This is a genomic window from Sphingomonas sp. GC_Shp_5, assembly GCF_026540855.1.
Classification (GTDB): domain Bacteria; phylum Pseudomonadota; class Alphaproteobacteria; order Sphingomonadales; family Sphingomonadaceae; genus Sphingomonas.
The window spans coordinates 94891-111270 of sequence record NZ_JALNUP010000013.1; the positions used below are offsets into that span (position 1 = coordinate 94891).

The 16380-nt window shown below is 67.2% G+C and carries 16 protein-coding genes; 8 read left to right on the plus strand and 8 right to left on the minus strand.

Features of this window, described 5'->3' with window-relative positions:
- Nucleotides 1-12: 12 nt before the first annotated feature.
- A complete protein-coding gene (locus OXR60_RS11975; RefSeq protein ID WP_267396138.1) occupies nt 13-753 on the minus strand; it encodes an SDR family oxidoreductase in 741 nt (246 codons plus the stop codon).
- A complete protein-coding gene (gene fucP / locus OXR60_RS11980) occupies nt 750-2063 on the minus strand; it encodes an L-fucose:H+ symporter permease (protein ID WP_267396139.1) in 1314 nt (437 codons plus the stop codon). Before fucP ends, OXR60_RS11975 begins: the two co-directional genes overlap by 4 nt.
- 148 nt (nt 2064-2211) lie before the next feature.
- On the opposite strand from fucP, the gene OXR60_RS11985 reads away from it, so the two are divergent.
- Both OXR60_RS11985 and OXR60_RS11990 read left to right on the plus strand, forming a co-directional pair.
- Nucleotides 2212-3051: an amidohydrolase family protein gene (locus tag OXR60_RS11985; RefSeq protein ID WP_267396140.1), complete on the plus strand. Its 840-nt coding sequence runs from the start codon at nt 2212-2214 to the stop codon at nt 3049-3051.
- Nucleotides 3048-3824: an SDR family oxidoreductase gene (locus OXR60_RS11990; RefSeq protein ID WP_267396141.1), complete on the plus strand. Its 777-nt coding sequence runs from the start codon at nt 3048-3050 to the stop codon at nt 3822-3824. Before OXR60_RS11985 ends, OXR60_RS11990 begins: the two co-directional genes overlap by 4 nt.
- 4 nt (nt 3825-3828) lie before the next feature.
- Here the strand turns inward: OXR60_RS11990 and OXR60_RS11995 are convergent, their stop codons facing one another.
- Together OXR60_RS11995 and OXR60_RS12000 are read right to left on the minus strand one after the other, a co-directional pair.
- On the minus strand, nt 3829-4188 hold the full coding sequence (locus tag OXR60_RS11995) for an L-rhamnose mutarotase (protein WP_267396142.1): 360 nt from the start codon (nt 4186-4188) through the stop codon (nt 3829-3831).
- A gap of 84 nt (nt 4189-4272) precedes the next feature.
- A complete protein-coding gene (locus OXR60_RS12000) occupies nt 4273-5460 on the minus strand; it encodes a metallophosphoesterase (RefSeq protein ID WP_267396143.1) in 1188 nt (395 codons plus the stop codon).
- Nucleotides 5461-5587: 127 nt separating this feature from the next.
- On the opposite strand from OXR60_RS12000, the gene OXR60_RS12005 reads away from it, so the two are divergent.
- Both OXR60_RS12005 and OXR60_RS12010 read left to right on the plus strand, forming a co-directional pair.
- A complete protein-coding gene (locus OXR60_RS12005; RefSeq protein WP_267396144.1) occupies nt 5588-5854 on the plus strand; it encodes a hypothetical protein in 267 nt (88 codons plus the stop codon).
- A gap of 179 nt (nt 5855-6033) precedes the next feature.
- Nucleotides 6034-6489, plus strand: a complete 456-nt coding sequence (locus OXR60_RS12010) for a MarR family transcriptional regulator (protein WP_267396145.1) — start codon at nt 6034-6036, stop codon at nt 6487-6489.
- Between the two features lie 8 nt (nt 6490-6497).
- On the opposite strand, the gene OXR60_RS12015 is transcribed toward OXR60_RS12010, so the two are convergent.
- Together OXR60_RS12015 and OXR60_RS12020 are read right to left on the minus strand one after the other, a co-directional pair.
- Nucleotides 6498-6908 (minus strand): ester cyclase, encoded by a 411-nt coding sequence (locus OXR60_RS12015; RefSeq protein ID WP_267396146.1) that lies wholly within the window; start codon nt 6906-6908, stop codon nt 6498-6500.
- A 69-nt stretch (nt 6909-6977) separates the two neighbouring features.
- The gene (locus tag OXR60_RS12020; protein WP_267396158.1) at nt 6978-7733 is read right to left on the minus strand and encodes an EAL domain-containing protein; all 756 of its coding nucleotides are present in this window, start codon (nt 7731-7733) and stop codon (nt 6978-6980) included.
- Between the two features lie 180 nt (nt 7734-7913).
- On the opposite strand from OXR60_RS12020, the gene OXR60_RS12025 reads away from it, so the two are divergent.
- The 4 genes from OXR60_RS12025 to OXR60_RS12040 all read left to right on the plus strand — a co-directional run bounded on the left by OXR60_RS12025 (nt 7914) and on the right by OXR60_RS12040 (nt 12578).
- Nucleotides 7914-8252: a hypothetical protein gene (locus OXR60_RS12025; RefSeq protein WP_267396147.1), complete on the plus strand. Its 339-nt coding sequence runs from the start codon at nt 7914-7916 to the stop codon at nt 8250-8252.
- Between the two features lie 17 nt (nt 8253-8269).
- Nucleotides 8270-8638 carry a hypothetical protein gene (locus tag OXR60_RS12030; RefSeq protein ID WP_267396148.1) on the plus strand — a complete coding sequence of 123 codons (369 nt, stop codon included), beginning with the start codon at nt 8270-8272 and terminating at the stop codon, nt 8636-8638.
- Between the two features lie 132 nt (nt 8639-8770).
- A complete protein-coding gene (locus OXR60_RS12035; RefSeq protein ID WP_267396149.1) occupies nt 8771-10051 on the plus strand; it encodes an amidohydrolase family protein in 1281 nt (426 codons plus the stop codon).
- A gap of 211 nt (nt 10052-10262) precedes the next feature.
- Nucleotides 10263-12578 carry a GH92 family glycosyl hydrolase gene (locus OXR60_RS12040; RefSeq protein ID WP_267396150.1) on the plus strand — a complete coding sequence of 772 codons (2316 nt, stop codon included), beginning with the start codon at nt 10263-10265 and terminating at the stop codon, nt 12576-12578.
- Nucleotides 12579-12679: 101 nt separating this feature from the next.
- On the opposite strand, the gene OXR60_RS12045 is transcribed toward OXR60_RS12040, so the two are convergent.
- Together OXR60_RS12045 and OXR60_RS12050 are read right to left on the minus strand one after the other, a co-directional pair.
- Nucleotides 12680-15001 carry a GH92 family glycosyl hydrolase gene (locus tag OXR60_RS12045; RefSeq protein ID WP_267396151.1) on the minus strand — a complete coding sequence of 774 codons (2322 nt, stop codon included), beginning with the start codon at nt 14999-15001 and terminating at the stop codon, nt 12680-12682.
- A 66-nt stretch (nt 15002-15067) separates the two neighbouring features.
- Nucleotides 15068-16380 (minus strand): glycoside hydrolase family 125 protein (locus OXR60_RS12050; RefSeq protein WP_267396152.1); only part of this gene is annotated, 1313 nt, incomplete at its 5' end.

Genomic DNA, 16380 nt, shown 5'->3' on the forward strand with positions numbered 1-16380 from the left:
GCGGCTGGCGGGTCAGTTGACCCAGCCGCCGTCGATGACCTGGGTGGTGCCGGTGGTGAAGCCGGACTCGTCGGCGGCGAGATAGACGGCGAGTGCCGCGATCTCCTCGGGGCGGCCGAGTCGGCCGACCGGCTGACGCGCGACGAACGCCGCGGTGGCGTCGGCAAGGTCGATGCCCGATGCCGCCGCCTGCTCGGCGACGCGCTGGCGCAGCGACGGCGAGTCGATCGTGCCGGGGCAGATCGCGTTGCAGCGCACGCCGCGCAGCACGTAATCGGCCGCGATCGCCTTGGTCATGCCGATCACCGCGGCCTTGGTGGTGCCATAAGCGAAGCGGTTGGGGATGCCCTTCACGCTCGACGCGATCGAGGCGATGTTGACGATCGAGCCCTGCCCCTGCTCGAGCATCCCCGGCAAAAAGGCGCGGCACAGCCGGTACATCGCGGTGACGTTGATGCTCATCGAGAAAACAAAGGCGTCCTCGTCGCAGGCGAGGATATCGCCGGCGTGGACGAACCCTGCCCCGTTCACCAGGATGTCGATGCCGCCGATCTTGCCGGGCAGCGCCGCGACCGCGTCGCGATCGGTGACGTCGAGCACGATCGGCGTCACCGACGGCAGCTGGCCGAGCAGCTCGCCGTTGAGATCGGCGGCGAACACCGTTGCGCCCTCCGCCACGAACGCCTCGGCGATCGCCCGGCCGATGCCCTGTGCCGCCGCCGTCACCAGCGCGCGCTTGCCGTTCAGTCTCATACAAGATCCTCAGTTCTGGATTGGGTGATCACGGTCGATCGATCGGATCGGAAGGCAAAGGCGGCGACCGCGGCGAAGCAGATCAGCGGCAGCAGCAGCGCGACGTGGAGGCCACCGGCGCGGCCGGCGATCACGCCCATCAGCGGCGGCACGATCGCCCCGCCGATGATCGACATGATGATCAGCGACGAGCCGATCGCGGCGCGCGGGCCAAGGCCGCGGATGCCGAGCGCGAAGATGGTCGGGAACATGATCGACATGAACAGGCTGGTCAGCCCGAATGCCGCCACCGCCACCCAGCCCGATGCGGTCGCGGCGACCGCGCACAAGGCGACGTTGATGCAGGCGAAGGTCAGCAGCAGCCGCGTCGCCGCGATTCGCTGCATCAGCCCGGCGCCGATGAAGCGGCCGGCCATGAACAGGAACAGGCTGACCGAGAGCAGATAGGCCGCGGTCCGCTCGGGCGTGGTCGGCACGCTGTCCTTCACGAAGTCGACAAAGAAGCTCCAGATGCCAACCTGCGCGCCGACGTAGAAGAATTGCGCGATCACCGCGGGCACCAGCCCCGGCGTGCGCAGCACCTGGCGCAGTCCGTCATGACGCTCGGCGGTGCGGGTCTGCACGTCGGGCAGCCGCGCCATGGCGATGGCAAGACCGATGACGATGACGACACAGGCGAGCACCAGATAGGGCAGCTGGACCATGCGCGCCTCGCCGAGGCGGTAACCGGCGAGCTGGCTTGCCGTCATGGCCGCCAGCGTCCCCTTGTCGTGCTCGACGCCCGAGAAGATGAACAGGCCGCCGATTGCGGGGGCGAGCACCGCGCCGACGCCGTTGAACCCCTGGGCAAGGTTGAGCCGCTGCGGCGCGCGCGCCGGATCGCCGAAGGCGACGATATAGGGGTTGGCCGCGGTCTCGAGGAATGCCGCGCCCGACGCGAGCACGAACAATGCACCGAGGAAGGCGCCATATTCGCGTACCTCGGCGGCGGGCCAGAACAGCAACGCGCCGATCGCATAGAGCGCCAGCCCCACCAGGATGCCGGCGCGATAGCCCCAGCGCCGCATCACCAGCCCCGCGGGCAACGCCATCACGAAATAGCCGATGTAAAATACGAACTGGATCAACCCGGCCTGCGCGCGGTTGAGATCCAGCGCCTTCTGAAATTGGCGGATCAGGATGTCGTTGAAGTTGCCGGCGATCGCCCACAGGAAGAACAGGCTGACGACCAGCATGAATCCCAGCCGGTAGCCCGGCATGATCAGCGGTGTCTTGGCCGTTACAGCAGATGGCGATGACGCGTCGGGCATGGTTCCTGGTATCAAACGTCCGCTCCTGGCTTACCGTCCGTGTTCGGCTCGGTGGGTGTCAGATCGGGCTGCAGGCCTGACCCTTTGCATATATGAAATTTCATGTCACAGGTGATCGAAGACGGCAAGAGAGGCAGAGGCCTTCGCGATGAAGAGGATAGATGCGCACCAGCATTTCTGGCGCTACTCACCGGCCCGCTACGGCTGGATCGCGCCGGGCAGCACGCTGGCCCGCGATCGGATGCCAGAGGACGTCAAAGCCTTGCTCGACTCCGCCGCTGTTGATGGCTGTATCGCGGTACAGGCCGAACAGGACGAGGTCGAGACCGATTGGCTGCTCGCGCTCGCGGCCGAGCGGCCATGGATGCTGGGCGTGGTCGGTTGGGCCGATCTTACCGCGCCGACCCTCGCCGACCGGCTCGCGCGGTGGCGCGGCACCGCGTTGGTCGGCATCCGCCACATGGTGCAGGACGAGCCCGATCCGCAGTGGCTGCTGCGCGCTGACGCCCAGGCCGGGGTGCGGACGCTGCTCGGCGAAGGCCTCGCCTATGACATCCTGGTGCGGGCGCCGCAGTTGCCGCAGGTGCCGGCCTTCCTCGATGCGGTGGGCGAGGGCGCGCTGGTGCTCGACCATGCCGGCAAGCCCGATATCGCCGGCGGCGGCTGGCAGCCCTGGGCTGACACGATCCGCGCCATTGCCGAACGACCCAGCGTCGTCTGCAAGCTCTCCGGCCTCGTCACCGAGGCCGATCATGTCGCCTGGACGGCGGACGATATCGCCCGCTATCTCGATCACCTGCTCGCCTGCTTCGGCCCCGAACGCTTGATGTTCGGCTCCGACTGGCCGGTGTGCACGCTCGCCGCCGATTATCCTCGCGTGCTCGCGTTGATCGAGGATTTCGTGCAGCGCGCCTGCCCTGCATATCGCGATGCCGTGTTTGGCGGCACGGCGATGCGCGCCTATATTCTTTCGGAGCCTATCGCATGAATCTCGACCTGGACGGCAAGCTGGTGATCGTCACCGGCGGTGGCGCGGGGATCGGCGGCGCCATTTCCACCGTGCTCGCCGAAGAAGGCGCCATCCCCGCCATCCTCGGCCGCAGCCCACTGGCGCCGGCCTTCGAGGCGCAGCTGCGCGCGATCCAGCCTGCCACGCTGTTCCGCCAGGTCGAGCTCGGCGACGATGCCGCCTGCGCCGCCGCAGTCGCCGACATCGTCGCGCAGGGCCATGGCATCCAAGGCCTGGTCAACAACGCCGGCGCCAATGACGGTATTGGGCTCGAGGCAGGCACCGCGGCGTTCCTCGCCTCGCTCACCGCCAATCTCGGCCATTATTACGGCATGGCCCACCATTGCCTCCCCGATCTCAAGGCGAGCCGCGGCGCGATCGTCAACATCTCGTCCAAGACCGCGCTGACCGGCCAGGGCAGCACCAGCGGTTACGTCGCCGCCAAGGCGGCGCAGCTCGGCCTCACCCGCGAATGGGCGGCGGCGCTGGTGAATGACGGCGTGCGCGTCAACGCCGTGCTGCCCGCCGAGGTGATGACCCCGCTATACCGCAACTGGATCGACAGCTTCGCCGACCCTAAAGCCAAGCTCGCCGAGATCACCCGGCGCATCCCGCTTGGCCATCGCATGACCACCGATCGCGAGATCGCCGACACGGTGGTGTTCCTGCTGTCGGATCGCTCGTCGCACACTACCGGCCAGTGGATCGTTCCCGACGGCGGCTACACCCACCTCGACCGCATGCTGACCTGAGCGGCTAGGCATCGCCGGGCAGCGGCTGCTCCGCGAGCGCGAAGATGCGCTCGGCGGGGAGCCACTTGTCGGACGGCGCCGACCCCGGCAGCGGCTGCTGCATGGTCGACATCAGCGTTTCCCAGGCGACGATCTCGGGATCGGCGGCGTCGGCCGCCGCCTTGGCGGCGGGATCGAAGCGCGGCCCGGTCTTCATCATCATCACCAGCCGGTCGCCGCGCTGGTAGATCTCCATCGCCTCGACGCCGCTGGCATGGATCGAGGCCACCACCTTCGCGGGCACCGCGCCGGGCCGATGCCACTGGCGGTACGCCTCGATCAGCGCGGCGTCGTTCTTGAGATCGAGCAGTAAGCAATGCCACATGTCGTCAGCCTGTCGTTCGGTCGTACCCGGCGCCGATAGACCGCCGGTGACGCGGCTCCAATACCATGAGCGCCGATGCGCTGATCAAGCGGCACGGCGCAGCGTGATCCGCGTGATCTCGGGCGGCCGCCCCAGCCGCAGCGCAAAGCCGGGCCACAAGCCGGTGCCGTTGCTGACATAGAGCGTCATCGCCCCGACGGCGTAGCGACCCGAGACGAAGCCACCGTTGGGGGCACGGAACAGCCGGTCCAGCCCGACGATCAGCCCGCCATGGGTATGACCTGACAGCTGGAGCCCGACCCCGCGTGCGGCGGCGGCGGGCGCGTTGCGCGGCTGGTGATCGAGCAGCACGATCGCCGCCCCCGGCGGCGCGCTGTCAAGCGCGGCGGCGAGATCGGGGCCGGCCTCGCCGGCGCTGCGTGCGGAGAGATCGGTGACGCCGGCGATCACCAGCTCATCGGTGCCGCGCTTGATCACCGCATGCGCATTGGGCAGCATCCGGATGCCGAGCCCGCCGAGGTGCCGCATCCACGCCGCATAGTCGAAGAAATATTCGTGGTTGCCGGGTATCGCGACGACGCCGTCGGGCGCGCGCAGATCCGCGAGCGGCGCGACATCCGCGCGGCGCATTGCCACCGATCCATCGATGAAATCGCCGGTGATCACGATCAGGTCGGCGTCACTCGCGTCGGCGCGGTCGACGACGGCGCGCGCCCAGCGTGCCGGGAACAGCCGGCTGATGTGGAGATCGGTGAGCTGGAGCAGGCGGTAGCCGTCGAACGCCGGCGCCAGCCCGGGGATCGCGACCTCGACGTCCCGCACCGCCGGCACGCGGACCGCGCCGGCCACGCCGATCGCCGCGAGCAGCGCCGCTAGCGCCGCGGCGGCATAGCGCACGCCGTCGGGCAGCCCGATGGTGTCGCGATGGATGAGCATCGTCGACAGGGTGGCGAGATCGATCAGGATCTGGAGCAGCGCGAGCAGCATCATCGCGCCGAACGCCCAGTTTGCCAGCATCACGATCGGCCGCGGAAATTCGGGCGCGAACACCGAGCCCGACGACAGCCGGCTCCAGAAGTGGAATTGCGACGCCGCCAGCAGCAGCACCGCGATTCCTCCCTTGCTACACAGCGGTAGGGACAACGGCAACAGCCAGCGGACGATGACGTAGAGGCACGGCGTCGCAAAGATCAGGTGGAAGATCGTTATTCTCCTCGCGGTCGCGATACTGCCGCTGGCACCGCGCTGGATCGGCGGGGTGGAGATAGCCACGAGCGGGCTCCTTTCACACCGCCGCCGTTGAATAATCGGGATCGCAGCGCCTGCCGGAACAAAAGGCTCGGCGGGCGATTGGAAGTAGTCGGCCTGCGGGCCGATGAAAAAACAGGGGTAATCACCAATGAAGAAGATGTTCGCTATCGGTATCGCGGCCGGTCTGGCCAGCCTGTCGGCCTGCCACTCCACCCCGCGCGAGCAAACCGCCGACAACATCGAGGCGAACAGCGAAGCGGTGGCCGACAATCTCGAGGACGCCGCCGACAATTCCACCGGCGCGGGTGCCGCAGCGCTCGAGAATCGTGCCGACGCGGTCCGTGCGACCGGCCAGAACCAGGCCGAAGATATGCGCACCAACGACCCCGACACCAATCTCGCCAACGGCATGTAACTCCCACGCGATTTCGAGGTCAGGCTGAGCTGCTCCCAAGCGCGGCTCGCCTGGAGGGGGCGTTCGGGGCAACCCGGACGCCCTTTTTACGCCTGATCGACACCGATCGAGCGGTGCGGCGATCCACTCTTTGGCAAAAACTGCTATCGCACCCAAGGGAGAGGCAGGCAGGAGACGGCATGACCAGGCGTATCGGCGATGATGATCACGCTGCCGGCGTCCGGGATCTGGCCGAAGACCTGCGCCGGGCGATCGGCTCGTTGGTGCGCGCGATCCGCGAGACGACCGACACCGATCGATCCGCGCAGTCCGAAACGCTTGGCCTGCTCGAGCGCGACGGCGCGATGAACGTCGCGGCGCTGGCCCAGCGGCGCGGCGTCACCCACCAGACGATGCGGATCGTCGTTGCGCCGATGGTCGCGGCGGGGTTGGTCGCCCGCGCCGTCGATCCGGACGATGGCCGCAGTCAGTTGCTGTCGCTGTCTGACAGTGGTCGTCGCCTGATCGCCCGTGAGCGACTGGCTCGGGCATCGAGCCTCGGCACGATCATCGAGCAGACCCTGTCCGTCGCCGAGCAAGACCATCTGCGCCGATCGATCGACCTTCTCGACCGCATCAGCGCCGCAGGGGATTAGGGGCCCGGTCAGCCCTTGAGCTGCGCCAGCACCGCCGCCAGCGTGTTCACCCCCCAATGTTCGGCATAACGGCCATCGGCGACGCGCACGACATCGATGACGTCGATCGCCAGCGGCCGTCCGGTGGCCTCCACCCCCAACAACGGGCCGGCATGGGTGCCGCTGATCGTCTTGCGGGTCGTGACCTTGTCGCCCTCGGCGATCTGGTCGTGGATGGTCACCGACAGGTCCGCCAGCGCAGGTCGCAGGACGGTGGCGAAGGTATTCCACATGCTCTCGGGCCCGTTAGGCGCGCCGGCGGGCGCCGACCTGTTGACGAAATCCGGCGCGATCAGTGCCTCGAACGAGGCCCAGTCACCCCGCTCGATGACCTGCCGGTTGAACCGCCGCACCACTGCCTTGTTCGCATCCGCCGACATCGAGAACTCCTGCTGTTCGATGCAGCCCATATATACAGTAACACTGTATATGTCGATGGCGGGTCGTACCTAGCGGAGGCTCTCCGCCCGCAGCGGCGGCAAGCAATTGAGCGCCGGGCGCGCATACCAGAATCCCTGATGGTAGCGAACGCCGAGGTCGCGCAGCGCCGCCGCCTCGCCTGCCGTCTCGATCCCTTCGGCAATCACCAGCGTGTCGAGCTCCCGGCACATGCTCACCACCGCGCGGACGATCGCGCGGCGCCGGGGGTCACGGTCGATGCCGCGGACCAGTTCCATGTCGAGCTTGATCTCGTCGGGCACGAACCGCGCGAACATGTCCAGGCCGGAATGCCCGGCACCGAAATCGTCGATCGCCACGGAAAAGCCGATCTGCTTGTAGGTGTCGATGATCGAGGCGACGTGCTCGGGCGAGCCCATCTGCTCGTTTTCGGTAAATTCAAAGATCAGCCGGTCGATCGGCAGGCCGACGGCCCGGGCGGTCCGCAAGGTCAGCTGGATGCAGGCCAGCGGCGAATAGACCGCGTTGGGCAGGAAGTTGATCGACAGGCGGGCGTCGCCATCCATCAATCCGGCCGCAAGCGCGCTCTCGATCGCCTTGACCCGGCAGGCCTGATCGAACGAGTAACGGTTGGCCTCGGTAACGCGCGACAGCACGCTGGCCGCACCAGCGCCGTCAGTGCCGCGGATCAGCGCCTCATAAGCGAAGGGCGTGCCGGTCTCGGCGTCGACGATCGGCTGGAACGCCATCGCAAACGGCATCTCGAAATCCGCCCCGTCACGGCATCCGCTGCAAATTTTCTGCATCTCCATGTCTCGACAATGGCGGCGAATCTTTAAGATTTGTCGCTTTGCAAATACTTACGTAGATCAACATGCAGCCTGCGGGACTGCCGCAAAGCCGCTCGGTTCCAGCCGATCGCTGGTGTAGAGATGCCGGCCGCGTCGCCTACAATGGGCGTCGCACAGGGAAATTCAGGCAGACGCATGGCGCGCAAGCATCCGAAACACGGTCCCTATGACGACGTCCAGCCTGAGGACGAGGCACCGGCCCCCGCCGCGCCCTGCTGGCTGTGCGGTCGCCCGACCGGCAAGACCATCGTCTGGCACCATCCCGTGCCCAAGAGCCGTGGCGGCCGCAATGTCGTGCCGATGCATCCGATCTGCCAGCAGACGGTGACGGCCAGCTTCACCAATTCCGAGCTGCAGCGCCACGGCATGGATGTGGAGGGTCTGCTCGCCGACCCGGCGGTGCGCAAGTTCGTCGACTGGGTGGCGAAGAAGGACCCCGATTTCACCGCCACGATCACCAAGAAGCAGCGCTGACTCCTACAGGTAGATAGATGACCACCACCAATAAAGCGGTGCCGGCCTGGAATGGCGCGATCGTGCGTAAATGGCTGGAAGCCCGCATCGCCGCGTCACAATCCGCGCAGGTCGCGGCGCAACGCGGCGGCTACCGCGAGCAGGATGATTGCGACAAGGCGACCGCAGAGGAGATGGTCTGCACGATCCTGCGGGGCAAGAATGCGACGGACGAGCCGACTGCCTTTACCGCGGAACTGCGCGCGCTGCTCGATCGAGACGACTATATCTGGCGCGGCGTCTACGACGACACGCGCTTCGACCGTCATGTCCGCACCTATCTGCGCAAGCTGATCAAGATGACCAAGACCAACGAGGGGTTCGAAAAGACCGGCCGCTTCCAATAAGCGGATTCACCGGAAGGCATGCTTGATTGCCGCGCCGCAACATGGTCTCTGCTGCGCTGATGACGCCCCTGGCCCTCGCCACCCCTAGTCCATGCTGGTGAAGGGCACACCTTGCTCATGAAAGTCGGTCCGATGCGCTATCTGCCCTGCCTCTCGCTCGCGCTGCTGCTCGCCGCGGCACCTGCCGAGGCCAAGACCGTGGTCGTCACGGCCGCGCACCTGATCGACGTGCTCGCCGGCAAGCGCGTTGACGATGCCGAGGTGGTGATCACCGACGGCCGCATCGTCAGCGTCGGCCGCCGCGGCGCGACCGTTCCCGCCGGCGCCGAGCGGATCGACCTTGGCAACCGCACGCTCGTCCCCGGGCTGATCGACATGCACGTCCATCTCACCAGCAATCCGACGCTGAGCGGCTACAAGTCGCTGGAATTCACCGACAGCTATTGGATGGTGGTGGGCGTCGCCAATGCGCGGCGGACGCTGGATGCGGGCTTCACCACGGTGCGCAACGTAGGCTCGGCCAATTACGACGATGTCGGCATCAAGCAGGGCATCGAGCGCGGCGACATCCCCGGGCCGCGGATCGTGCCCGCCACCTATGCGCTCGGCGCCACCGGCGGCCATTGCGATGCCACCGAATTCCCGCCGTCGATCTCGGTGCCGGCACCGCAGATCGCCAATTCGCCGGACGGTTTCCGCGCCGCAGTGCGCACCGTGCGCAAATATGGCGCGCAGGTGATCAAGGTGTGCATGACCGGCGGCGTGCTCTCCAAGACCGACGCGGTCGGCGCCCAGCAGCTGAGCTATGACGAAATCAAGGCCATCGTCGACGAGGCGCACATGCTCGGCATGCGCGTCGCGGTCCATGCCCATGGCACCGAGGGGATCAACGTCGCGCTGCGCGCCGGCGTCGACACCATCGAGCACGCCAGCCTCGCCGATGCGACCTCGTTCAAGCTCGCCAAGGAGCACGGCGCCTGGTTCGACATGGACATCTATGACGACGACTATATCCTCGCCGAGGGCGCCAAGAACGGCGTCTTCGCCGAAAGCCTCGAGAAGGAACGCGTGGTCGGCCGCCAGCAGCGCGAAACGTTCCGCGCCGCCCATGCCGCGGGGGTGAAGATGCTGTTCGGCACCGATGCCGGCGTCTACCCCAATGGCAATAACGCCCTGCAATTCGCCAAGATGGTGGAATGGGGGATGACGCCGATGGAGGCGATCCAAGCCGCGACCAGCAGCGCCGCGCAGGCGCTCGACCGCACCGCCGATGTCGGCGCGATCGCTCCGGGCCGCTATGGCGATCTGGTCGCGGTCGACGGTGACCCGCTGGGCGACATCCGCCTGCTCGAACATGTCGCCTTCGTGATGAAGGGCGGCGAGGTGGTGAAGGCACCCGCATCGACCCGCTGATCCACACCGCGTCATCCGGTCCTCACGGGCCGAATTGCCCACCGACGGCTCATCCAAATTGACAATCAACTTTGTTTTTTAAATAATGCCGTCGCGGGCAGCGAGACGCTTGATCAAGCGCAATGCCCGCGGAGGAGTGGATATGACGCCAGGGCCAGCAGCTGATCGACGCACAGGCGCCGATGCCCGCGGATCGCACCGCCGCTGGGTGGTGACCGCCGCCATTGTGGCGCTGTCGCTGCCGGTCCACGCACAAACCACCGCGCCGACGATCGCCAAGGCCCCGATCGATGAAGCCAATCCGCTGGTCGGCACCGCGCCGCTCGACCGCCCCGAGCTGATCGGCAACGCGCCGCCGCCCGGCGAACCGGTCTATTCGGGCATCACCTCCGCCGGCGCGCGATTGCCGCACAGCGCGACCGAGGCGGCGCCGGTCAACGTCAACCTCGATCTCAGCTATCCCAACGGCGTTCCCGCGCCGTACAATTATCCCAACCCGACGATGATCGGCTTCACCGGCGGCGGCGGCCCCTCCTATGGCGGCCGCGCACAGCCGATGATCATGCCCGTGGTCGGCGACTGGACGGTGCCGCCCGCCTACAGCCAGGCCTATTACGACAAAAATCGCGAGATCGCGTCGCCGGGCTATTATTCGGTGTTCCTCAACACCTTCCACACCCAGGTGGAGCTGACCGCGACCCGTTCGGCCAGCCTGATGCAATTCACCTATCCGGCCAGCGAGCGATCAAGCCTGATCGTCAATCTGCGCCGGGCCGGCGGCGAGGTGGAGGTGGTGGGCGATCACACCGTGCGCGGCATCGCGCAGGAAGACAGCGATCGCGAGCGCGGCCGCTATTTCGTCGCCGAATTCTCCCGCCCGTTCGCGCGGTTCGGCACCTTCCGCGGGCTTACCGACCGGCCCGGCTGGGGCATCGGCGACGCCGATGTCGAGGCGGGCCGGCGCACCGTCAGCGGTGCCTTTGCGGGGAGCTATCTGACCTTCGCGACCAGGCAGGGCGACAAGGTGCTGATGCGCATCGCCCATGGCACCAGCTATGCCGATGCGGCCGCGCGGCTCCACGCCGAACTGCCCAACTGGAACTTCGATGCCGTCCACCAGGCCGCGCGCGGCAGCTGGACGGCGCTGCTCGACAAGGTGCAGGTCACCGGCGGTACCGCCAAGCAGCGGATGCTGTTCTATTCGACGCTGTTCCAGTCGTTCGGCAGCCCGCGGCTGGTCGCCGCCAAGGGCGAGACCTTCACCGATCGCAACGGCAAGCTGCGGACGGCGAGCTACGATCGCTACGGCCCGGTGCCGTTCTGGGATACCGGCCGCAACCAGATCGTGCTGCTCCAGCTGATGGAGCCGGCGGTGATCCAGGATGTGATGCGCTCCGAGCTCGATATGGCGCGCGAGCGCGGCTACATGAACACCTCGTTCCACGGCGACAATGCCGTGTTCCTCTACCTTGGCGCATGGAAGCGCGGCATCGCGTTCGATTATCCCGCGGTCTACGAGTATCTCCGCCGCAACGCGACCGATCCCAAGGGCCCGCGCGGCTATCTTGCCGAGTATCAGCGCCAGGGCTGGATCAGCGACGAAGTGCCCGCCGGCAACCCCAGCCCGCCCTATGCCGGCGGCAAGGCCGGCGCCGCGACGACGCTGGAATATGCCTGGGACGATGCGGCGATGGCCGAATATGCCGAGCGGCTCGGCAAGATCGACGACGCCCGCCTGTTCCGTGCCCGCGCCGCCAATTACCGCAACGTCTTCGACAAGAGCATCGGCTTCGTCCGCGGCCGCACCGCCGACGGCAAATGGATCGCGCCGTTCGACCCGCAGGAGCCCTATTACAACTTCATGATGAAGGAGGCGTCTGGCTGGTCGACGCTGTGGCTGGTGCCGCAGGACGTCGCCGGTCTCGAGACGTTGCTCGGCGGCCGCGCCCGGTTCAACGCCAAGCTCGATCGCTTCTTCGCCACGCCCTACAATCCCAAGGGCATCTGCCGCGACTGCACCGGCATGGTCGGCCAATATGTCCAGGGCAACCAGCCTGACCAGCATGCCGCCTATCTCTATGCCTGGAGCGGCCAGCCGTGGAAGACCCAGGCACTCACCCGGCGCATCCTCGATACGCTCTATGGCAGCGATTTTTCCGGCTACGGCTATCCCGGGATGGATGATCAGGGCGCGACCTCGTCCTGGTACACGATGAGCGCGATGGGCTTCTATCCGGTCGATCCGTCGAGCGACGTCTATGTCCTCGGCAGCCCGCTGTTCGACCGGGTCAGGCTCGCGCTCGGCAACGGCAAGACCTTCGAGATCGTCGCGCGCGGCAATTCACCCACCAACGTCTATATCCAGTCGGCGACGCTCAACGGCCGGCCATGGACGCAGCCATGGTTCCGCCATGCCGACATCGCCAATGGCGCGACGCTCGAGCTGGTGATGGGCGCCAAGCCCAACCCGGCCTGGGGCAGTGCCCCCGGCGACGCGCCGCCATCGCTTTCCGGTTCCGTCCACTGACGGGAAGCCCCGCGGGGACTTTCCTCCCCTGCTTTCCAGCCTCGCGGGAAGAATAACGCCCCGGGATCCGCATCCCGGGGCGTCTTTTTATCGGCAGCTGATCAGGCCGCGCCATGCCCGTAGGATGGCGGCCGGTCCTGCTTGGCGGCGCCAAACCGCGACGGTTTGTCGCCCATCACGAACACCAGCTCGCCGCCGCGCACCAGATCGGCATGCGCGATCCAGTTCTTGGTCCAGGGCTTGCCGTTCCACCGCACCGATTGGACATAGGGGCGGTCGGGCGCATTGCCTTCCGCGCGCACCCGCAGGCTCTTGCCCTCGCCCACCCGCAGCTCGGCAACGTCGAACAGCGGCGAGCCGAACACATAGACGCCGCTGACCGGATCGACCGGGTAGAAGCCCAGCGCCGAGAGCACGAACCAGGCGCTCATCTGGCCGCAATCGTCATTGCCGATCACCCCATCGGGTGCCGCCTTGTACATCTCGACGAGCAGCCGACGTACCATCGCCTGCGTCTTCCAGGGCGCGCCGGCAAAGGCATAAAGATAGGCGACATGCTGATCCGGCTCGTTGCCATGGGCATATTGGCCGAGCAGCCCCGAGATATCGGGCGGCGCGTTCTTGGGTAGCGTCGAAGGCGCCGAGAACAGCGCATCGAGCTTCTTCTCGAACGCCGCATCGCCGCCGAAATGCTGGATCAGCCCATAGGTGTCGTGCTGGTTGAGGAAGGTCGCCTGCCAGCCGTTGGCCTCGGTATAGTCGCGCTGCTTCTCGACATTGTGGCCGAGCTCGATCGGATCATAATCCTTCCACCAGCTGCCATCGGCAAAGCGCGGCCGCGCGAAGCCGATCGCGGGATCGATGACGTTGCGATAGTTGAGGCTGCGCTTGCGCAGCGCCACTGCATCGTCATGCGCCCCCGCCGCTTCGGCGAGCACCGCCATCGCCCAATCGTCATAGGCATATTCCTGGGTGCGGCTGACCGACTCCCAGACCTTGTCGGCGGGAATGTAGCCGAGGTCGTAATAGAAGCCGCGGCCGAGCGTGCTGTCGATGTCGGGGAAGTCGCGATCAAAGGCGCGGCGGCGGATCTGCGGCCAGGCGGCGGCATAATCGGCCTTGATGCCCTTGGCGCACGCCTCGGCCATCACCGACACGCCGTGCCAGCCGATCATGCACGCCGTCTCGACGCCTTGCAGCGGCCAGACCGGCGGCCCTGCCGGGCTCTGCACCGTCTGGCGCACCAGGTCGCGCACCAGCAGGCCGGCCTGCTGCGGCTGGACCAGCGTCAGCAGCGGGTGCAGCGCGCGATAGGTGTCCCACAGCGAATAGGTGCTGAACGCCGCCTCGCCCGCCGGTACCTGGTGAACCTGCCTATCGAGCCCCACATAGCGCCCGTCGCGGTCGGTGAAGAGCGTCGGCGACAGGAAGGCGTGGTAGAGCGCGCTCGCCATGATCGTGCGCTGGTCGGCGGTGCCGCCCTCGACGCGCACCGCATCGAGATAGGTCGCCCAGCGCCGCGCCGCCGCGGTGCGGGCGCCGTCGAAGTCCCAGCCCGGCGCTTCCGCCGCCAGCGCCGCCTTGGCGCCCTCGACGCTCACCGCCGAGATGCCGGTCTTGATCAGGATCGGCGCGCCACCGGCGGCATCGAAGAAGAAGGCGACCTTGACGCGATCGCCCTGCACCGCGGACGCGCCCTTGGCGGCGGGCTTGTCGCCGTCGCCGAAGAAGGCGATCCGGTCGGGCTTGCGCGACAGCCGCATCGCGAAGTGGATGCGGCGCCCCTTCGCCCAGCGATGGACGCGCCGGCTGCCGATGAGCAGGCCATCGGCATCGAGGCTGAGCGAGGATTCGTCGATCAGCTTGCCCTTGTCCCACGGGTCCTGGACCATGTGCGCGAGATCGATGAGGATATGCCCCTCACCGGCCGGGAAATGGTAGCGGTGCAGCCCCGTCCGCTCCGTCACCGTCAGCTCGGCCAGCACCCCGGATTCGAGCTTCACCCGATAATAGCCGGGCTCGGCCAGTTCCTCCGAGAAGCGCTGGCGATACCCCTCTTCGGGATGTTCGAGCGAACCCGGCACCAGTTTGAGCGGCCCGCGCGTCGGCACCACCAGCACGTCGAGCATGTCGCCGATCCCGGTGCCCGACAGATGGGTGTGCGAGAAGCCCATGATCGAGGTGTCGTCGCGATGATAGCCCGAGCAGGCATCCCAGCGCGCGACATCGGTATCGGGGCCGAGCTGGACCATGCCGAACGGCAGCGTCGGCCCGGGAAAGGTGTGGCCATGGCCGCCGGTGCCGACGAACAGGTCCGGCCGGCTCGCGGCCGGGCGCTGCGCCCAGCTTGCCGCGGGCAGCGTGGACGACAGCGTCGCGAGGCCGGTACCGACCAGAAGCTGCCGGCGGGTGGCGGTGGTCATCACGTGGTTCCTTGAAGCTTGATACAGGTAGGAAGGCCGCTCGCCCGGTGGCGCCGGCACGATGCGTCAATAGCGCTGGGCGAGCAGGGCCGGCTTACGCCTGGCGAGATCGACGATCAGCTCGCCGAACAGGCCGTTGGTCCAGGCGAACCAGGTCCGCGTGAACGTGCTCGGATCGTCCTTGTCGAAGCTTTCGTGCATGAAGCCGGTATGCGCGTGGGTTGCCTTGAGCCAGCGCAGACATTGCGCGATCGTCGCATCGTCGTCGCTGTTGCGCGCGTGGATGATGATCGACATCGGCCAGATCTGCCCCTCGCCGACATGCGGCCCGCCGATGCCCTTGGCGGCGCTGCCCTCGAAGAAATAGGGATTGCGCGTGCTCCACGCCGCCGCGGCGGTGCGGCGGAACAGCGGATCGTTGCGGTCCGCGGCGCCAAGCTCGGCGAGGCCCGACAGGCTCGGCACGTTGGCGTCGTCCATGAAGATCGCATTGCCGAAGCCGTCCACCTCATAGGCCCAGACCTCGCCGCCCTGCCCGTCCGCCATCTTGCCATGGGCGTTGAGCGCGGCTTCCACCTCGCTCGCCAGCGCCAGGCAGTCCTGCGCCGCGGCGGCGTCGCCGCGCGCTTCGCGATGCACCTGCGCGATCTTGCGCAGCGCCGAGACCGCGAACATATTGGACGGGATCAGGAACGGCAGCGTCGTCGCATCGTCCGACGGGCGGAAGCTCGAATGGATCAGCCCCACCTTGCGGGTCGGCGCGCCATAGCCGTCCTGCAGCGTCTCGCTCGGCTGCGGCGCGCTGCGCTGGAAGCGATAGGGGCCGCGACCGTCCTTGCGCTGCTGCTCGCGGAACGTCGCCACCGCGCGCGCCATCGCCTTGGCCCAGGTGTCGTCGAACGGCGCCTTGTCGCGCGTCGCCGTCCAATAGCCGTGCGCGAGCCGCATCGGATAGCAGAGCGAATCCACCTCCCACTTCCGCTCGGCAACGCCCGGCTTCATCTCGGTCTTGTCGGTCTGCGACCAGTCGAGATCGGTCTTGGCGGCGGGATCCTCCATGAACGCATTTGCGTATGAATCGATCAGGATGCACCGAGCCTGGCGCTGGATCAGCCCGTGGAACAGCCGCCTCAGCGGCGCATCCTGCGGCGCGAGATGGACATAGGTCTGCATCTGCGCCGAGCTGTCGCGCAGCCACAGCGCCTTGATGTCGCCGGTGATCACGAAGGCATCGGGCTTGCCGTCGATCTCGCCGACCTTGACCACGGTGGTGTCGAGCGTGTTCGGGTAGCAATTCTCGAACAGCCAGGCGATCTCGGGATCGGCGATCTTGGCCTTTACCGCCCTGATCTCGGCCTCCACCGCCTTGCTGACGAAGC

What these genes read in the sequence shown, in the direction of transcription:
- OXR60_RS11995 (WP_267396142.1), bottom strand. Translation starts at nt 4,188, where the DNA reads ATGTGGCATTGCTTACTGCTCGATCTCAAGAACGACGCCGCGCTGATC.
- fucP (WP_267396139.1), bottom strand. Translation starts at nt 2,063, where the DNA reads ATGCCCGACGCGTCATCGCCATCTGCTGTAACGGCCAAGACACCGCTG.
- OXR60_RS12020 (WP_267396158.1), bottom strand. Translation starts at nt 7,733, where the DNA reads ATGCAGAAAATTTGCAGCGGATGCCGTGACGGGGCGGATTTCGAGATG.
- OXR60_RS12030 (WP_267396148.1), top strand. Translation starts at nt 8,270, where the DNA reads ATGACCACCACCAATAAAGCGGTGCCGGCCTGGAATGGCGCGATCGTG.
- OXR60_RS12025 (WP_267396147.1), top strand. Translation starts at nt 7,914, where the DNA reads ATGGCGCGCAAGCATCCGAAACACGGTCCCTATGACGACGTCCAGCCT.
- OXR60_RS12015 (WP_267396146.1), bottom strand. Translation starts at nt 6,908, where the DNA reads ATGTCGGCGGATGCGAACAAGGCAGTGGTGCGGCGGTTCAACCGGCAG.
- OXR60_RS12010 (WP_267396145.1), top strand. Translation starts at nt 6,034, where the DNA reads ATGACCAGGCGTATCGGCGATGATGATCACGCTGCCGGCGTCCGGGAT.
- OXR60_RS11985 (WP_267396140.1), top strand. Translation starts at nt 2,212, where the DNA reads ATGAAGAGGATAGATGCGCACCAGCATTTCTGGCGCTACTCACCGGCC.
- OXR60_RS11975 (WP_267396138.1), bottom strand. Translation starts at nt 753, where the DNA reads ATGAGACTGAACGGCAAGCGCGCGCTGGTGACGGCGGCGGCACAGGGC.
- OXR60_RS12035 (WP_267396149.1), top strand. Translation starts at nt 8,771, where the DNA reads ATGCGCTATCTGCCCTGCCTCTCGCTCGCGCTGCTGCTCGCCGCGGCA.
- OXR60_RS12005 (WP_267396144.1), top strand. Translation starts at nt 5,588, where the DNA reads ATGAAGAAGATGTTCGCTATCGGTATCGCGGCCGGTCTGGCCAGCCTG.
- OXR60_RS11990 (WP_267396141.1), top strand. Translation starts at nt 3,048, where the DNA reads ATGAATCTCGACCTGGACGGCAAGCTGGTGATCGTCACCGGCGGTGGC.
- OXR60_RS12045 (WP_267396151.1), bottom strand. Translation starts at nt 15,001, where the DNA reads ATGACCACCGCCACCCGCCGGCAGCTTCTGGTCGGTACCGGCCTCGCG.